The sequence below is a fragment of the Sphingomonas sp. FUKUSWIS1 genome, from assembly GCF_000733135.1.
Lineage (GTDB): Bacteria > Pseudomonadota > Alphaproteobacteria > Sphingomonadales > Sphingomonadaceae > Sphingomonas > Sphingomonas aerolata.
In genome coordinates this window covers 20,675-25,171 of sequence record NZ_JPJC01000161.1, presented here as the reverse complement: position 1 = coordinate 25,171, position 4,497 = coordinate 20,675, and the positions used below count along the sequence as shown (strand labels likewise).

At 68.5% G+C, this 4,497-nt stretch carries 5 protein-coding genes; 3 read left to right on the top strand and 2 right to left on the bottom strand.

Annotated features, from left to right (window positions below):
• From sphsw_RS10370 to sphsw_RS10360, 3 genes are all read left to right on the top strand, one after another.
• Positions 1–768: ABC transporter ATP-binding protein (locus tag sphsw_RS10370; protein ID WP_042467032.1), on the top strand; the 768-nt coding region annotated here is incomplete at its 5' end.
• Positions 768–1,730 (top strand): MlaD family protein, encoded by a 963-nt coding sequence (locus sphsw_RS10365; protein ID WP_031396265.1) that lies wholly within the window; start codon positions 768–770, stop codon positions 1,728–1,730. The genes sphsw_RS10370 and sphsw_RS10365, both read left to right, overlap by 1 nt.
• A gap of 8 nt (positions 1,731–1,738) precedes the next feature.
• Positions 1,739–2,329 (top strand): ABC-type transport auxiliary lipoprotein family protein, encoded by a 591-nt coding sequence (locus sphsw_RS10360; protein WP_081874269.1) that lies wholly within the window; start codon positions 1,739–1,741, stop codon positions 2,327–2,329.
• 7 nt (positions 2,330–2,336) lie between these two features.
• On the opposite strand, the gene sphsw_RS10355 is transcribed toward sphsw_RS10360, so the two are convergent.
• Both sphsw_RS10355 and sphsw_RS10350 read right to left on the bottom strand, forming a co-directional pair.
• Positions 2,337–3,191 carry an HpcH/HpaI aldolase/citrate lyase family protein gene (locus sphsw_RS10355; RefSeq protein WP_031440555.1) on the bottom strand — a complete coding sequence of 285 codons (855 nt, stop codon included), beginning with the start codon at positions 3,189–3,191 and terminating at the stop codon, positions 2,337–2,339.
• A gap of 66 nt (positions 3,192–3,257) precedes the next feature.
• A partial coding sequence (locus tag sphsw_RS10350; protein WP_031440554.1) for an alpha-D-glucose phosphate-specific phosphoglucomutase occupies positions 3,258–4,497 on the bottom strand: 1,240 nt, incomplete at its 5' end.

Genomic DNA, 4,497 nt, shown 5'->3' with positions numbered 1-4,497 from the left:
TCGGGGACCGGCAAGTCGGTGCTGATGCGCTCGATCATCGGCCTCCAGACGCCCGCCGAAGGCGCGATCACGGTGTTCGGCGAATCGAATATCGGCCGCGAGGAGACCGAGGCGACCGAGATCCGCAAGCGCTGGGGTGTGCTGTTCCAGGGCGGTGCGCTGTTCTCGACGCTGACCGTCGCCGAAAATGTCGAAGTGCCGCTGCGCGAATTCTATCCCGACCTGCCGCCCGCGCTGCTCGCCGAGATCGCGGCGTACAAGGTCGTGATGACCGGCCTGCCCGCGGATGCCGCGAACAAGTTTCCCGCCGAACTGTCGGGCGGCATGAAGAAGCGCGCCGGGCTCGCCCGCGCGCTCGCGCTCGACCCCGAGCTGCTGTTCCTCGACGAACCGACCGCCGGGCTCGACCCGATCGGCGCGGCGGCGTTCGATTCGCTGACGCAGTCGTTGCAGAAGACGCTGGGCCTGACCGTCTTCCTGATCACGCACGACCTCGATACGCTTTACGCGATCTGCGACCGCGTCGCGGTGCTCGCCGACAAGAAGGTCATCGCGGTCGGCACGATCGACGAACTGCTCGCGCTCGACCATCCGTGGATCGAAGAGTATTTCAAGGGGCCGCGCGGCCGCGCCGCGGTGGCGACCAAGGAGGCGCATCGCAGTGCCGACGCGGTTGCCGATGCCCACCCGACCGAAGTCCAGTCCAAGCAGTCCGCGCCGGACGACGCCGACGCGACATATGCCGAGAAAGAAGCAAGGACGCTCTGATGGAAACCCGTTCGAACCATGTCCTTGTCGGCGCCGTCGTGCTGATCCTGCTGGCGATGCTCGCGCTGTTCACCGTGTGGATTGCGCGGCTCGGTGGCACGGAAGAGAAGGAATATGACATCTTCTTCCGCCAGTCGGTCGACGGTCTGGCGCGCGGCTCCGCGGTGACCTTTTCGGGTGTGCCGTCGGGTCAGGTGAAGTCGATCTCGCTGTGGAAGAACGACCCGCAGTTCGTCCGCGTCCGCATCAGCGTGAACGAGGAGACGCCGGTGCTCCAGGGCACGACCGCGTCGATTTCGGGCGTTGGGTTCACCGGCGTCAGCCAGGTGTCGCTCGATGGCGCGCGCAAGGGTGCGCCCGCGGTCGGCTGCCCCGATTCGAACGGCCAGCCATGCCCGTATGGCGTGCCGGTCATCCCGACCAAGCAGGGTGGCCTTGGCGCGATCCTCAATTCGGCACCGCAGCTGCTCGAGCGTCTGTCGACGCTGACCGAGCGGCTGACCGGGCTGCTGACCGATCGCAACCAGGCGTCGATCGCCGGGATCCTCGAGAACACCAATCGCCTGACCGATGCGCTGGCCGATCGCGGGCCGGAAATCGCCGCGACGCTGGCACAGACGCGGGTTGCGATCCAGCAGGCGGGCGATGCCGCGCAGCAGTTCGGCGTGCTCGCGCAGACCACCAACGGGGTGCTCTCCGAAGACGTGAAACCGGCGATGGCCAATCTGAACAAGGCGATCCAGTCGGCACAGACCAGCGCCGAAACGCTGAACGCGGCGATCGGCGACGCGCGGCCCGGGCTGCAGGCCTTCTCGAAGACCACCATTCCCGAAGCCAACCGCCTCGTCCACGATCTGCGTACCACCGCCGCGGCGCTGTCGTCGGTTGCCGAACGTGTCGACCAGCAGGGGGCAGGCTCGCTCGTCGGGCAGCAGAAGCTTCCGGACTATAAGGGTAAGTGATGACCGCCATGAAGACACCGCTGTTCATCCTCCTCGCGGCGCTGCCGCTCAGCGCCTGCATCAGCTTTGGTGCCGCCCCGCCGCCGACCCTGCTGACGCTGACGACGCAGTCCGCGGTCGCGGTCGGGCAGAACCAGAATTCGGCGACGTCGAAGTCGATCACGCTGCAGGTGCCGACCGTGCCGCAAGCGCTGGCGACCGCGCGCGTGCCGGTGCAGGCCACCGCGACGTCGATCGCCTATGTGAAGGACGCGCAATGGGCCGAGCCGCCCGCGCGACTGTTCGCGCGACTGATGTCCGACACGGTCGCGGCGCGCACCGGGATGGTCGTGCTGTCGACGGTCCAGGCCGTCGGTGATCCGAGTGCAATGCTGGGCGGGGAGCTGCGCAATTTCGGCCTCGACGCGACGACGCGCGAGGCGGTCGTGACGTTCGATGCCTCGCTGACGCGGGCAGGGATGCAGTCGGTCGAGAAGCGTCGCTTCGAGGCGCGCGTCCCGGTCGCGGCGATCGATGCGCCGTCCGCGGCGGCGGGGATCAACACCGCGGCCAATAGCGTCGCACAGCAGGTCGCGGACTGGGTCGGCCGCCCGCGCTGAGCTTGGATCAGCGTTCGTGCTGATCCGCCTGCGCGAGCATCGCCTCGGCTTCGGCGAGGTGGAGTCGTTCGACCATCTGACCGTCTAGCCGGATCGCGCCCTTGTCAGCCGTGGCGTCGTCCGCGAACGCGTCGACTATTGTCCGAGCCCAGGCGAGCTGGTCGGGGGTAGGGCCGAACGCGGTATTCGCCGCCGCGATCTGCGCCGGATGGATCAGCGTCTTGCCGTCATAGCCGAGACCAGCGCCCTGTTCGGCTTCGGCGGCGAGGCGCGCCGGATCGTCGAGCGCGTTGCAGACGCCGTCCAGCGCCACCAGCCCGGCCGCGCGCGCGGCCGTCACGATCGCCATCAGCGCGGGGATGAGTGGCATTCGATCGACGCCCGGGCGGCAGCGCAGCTCCTTGGCGAGGTCGTTGGTGCCGGCAATCAGCGCGGTGAGCCGCGATCCCGCGGCCGCACGAGCGATCGCCGGGAGTTCGAGCACGCCGCCACAGGTCTCGATCATTGCCCAGATCGGTGGCCCGTCGGTACCCAGTGCGGCGCGGACGTCGGCAAGATCGACGGCGCCGGAGATCTTGGGCACGAGCACCGCATCGACGCCGATACCGCGTAGCGCGGCGATGTCGTCGGCACCCCATGGGGTATCGAGCGCGTTGATCCGCACCACCAGCTCGCGCGTACCGAAACCGCCCGTGCCGACCTCGGCAACGACACGGTTGCGTGCCGCCGCCTTCTCGTCGGGCGCCACCGCATCTTCGAGGTCGAGGATCACGACGTCGCAGGCCAGACTGCGGGCCTTGGCGATGGCGCGGGGGTTGGAGGCGGGCATGTAGAGCGCGCTGCGGCGACGGCGAAGGGTCATGACGCCCAGCCTAGAAGACTATGGCCGGGGTTTGAACCCCGGCCCGCCTGCTGCGGGGTGACGCGATCAGGTGACGACGTCGGGTGCGCTGCGGCCGGTGTGCTGCGCGATCCCCGCAATCGATTCCGCCGCCGCGACGATGCTCGCCAGCATGTCGCCGGTTTCGCGGTCGAGATCACCGCCGACGGGCTCATAGCGTTCGAGATAGACGCGCAGCGTCGCGCCGGTGGTGCCGGTGCCCGACAGGCGGAACACAACGCGGCTGCCGCCGGTGAAGAGAATGCGGACGCCCTGGTTGCGGCTGATCGAGCCGTCGGTCGGGTCGGTATAGGCGAACTCGTCCGCGGTCTCGACGGTGAGGTCGCCGAACTGGTTGCCGGGCAGGGTCGCGAGGCTCCCACGTAGCGCGGCCATCAGCGCGTCGGCGCGCGGGGTCTCGACGCCCTCGTAATCGTGGCGCGCGTAATAGTTGCGGCCGAATTTCGCCCAGTGATCGCGCGCGATCGCATCAACGCTTTCGCCGCGGACCGCGAGGATGTTGAGCCACAGGAGCACCGCCCAGAGCCCGTCCTTCTCGCGGACGTGATCGGACCCGGTCCCGGCGCTTTCCTCACCACAGATCGTCGCCATGCCCGCATCGAGCAGATTGCCGAAGAACTTCCAGCCGGTAGGCGTCTCGTACGCGGGAATGCCCAGAGCCTCGGCAACGCGGTCGGCGGCCGCGCTGGTCGGCATCGAGCGGGCGATGCCCTTGAGGCCACCGGCATAACCCGGGGCGAGGTGCGCGTTTGCCGCCAGCATCGCGAGGCTGTCCGACGGGGTCACGAAGCGGTGGCGGCCGATGATCAGGTTGCGGTCGCCGTCGCCATCCGATGCTGCACCGAAATCGGGGGCGTCGGGTGCCATCATCGTCTCGTACAGCTCATGCGCGTGGACGAGGTTGGGGTCGGGATGATGCCCGCCGAAATCGGGCAGTGGGGTGCCGTTGCGCACCGTGCCGGCCGCAAAGCCCAGCCGGCGTTCGAGGATCTCTGTCGCATAGGGCCCGGTGACCGCGCTCATCGCGTCGAACGCCATCGTCAGCCTGGCGGCGCGGATCGCGTCGAAGTCGAACAGCGTCTCCATCAGCGCGGCATAGTCCTCGACCGGATCGACCACCTCGACGGGCATGTCACCGACCATGACCTCACCGTCCTGGTCGAGATCGATGTCGGCCGCGTCGACGGTCAGCCAGCGGTCGATCTCGAGCGTGCGCGCGTTGATCGCGTCGGTGATCGATTCAGGCGCGGGACCGCCATTGGCGATG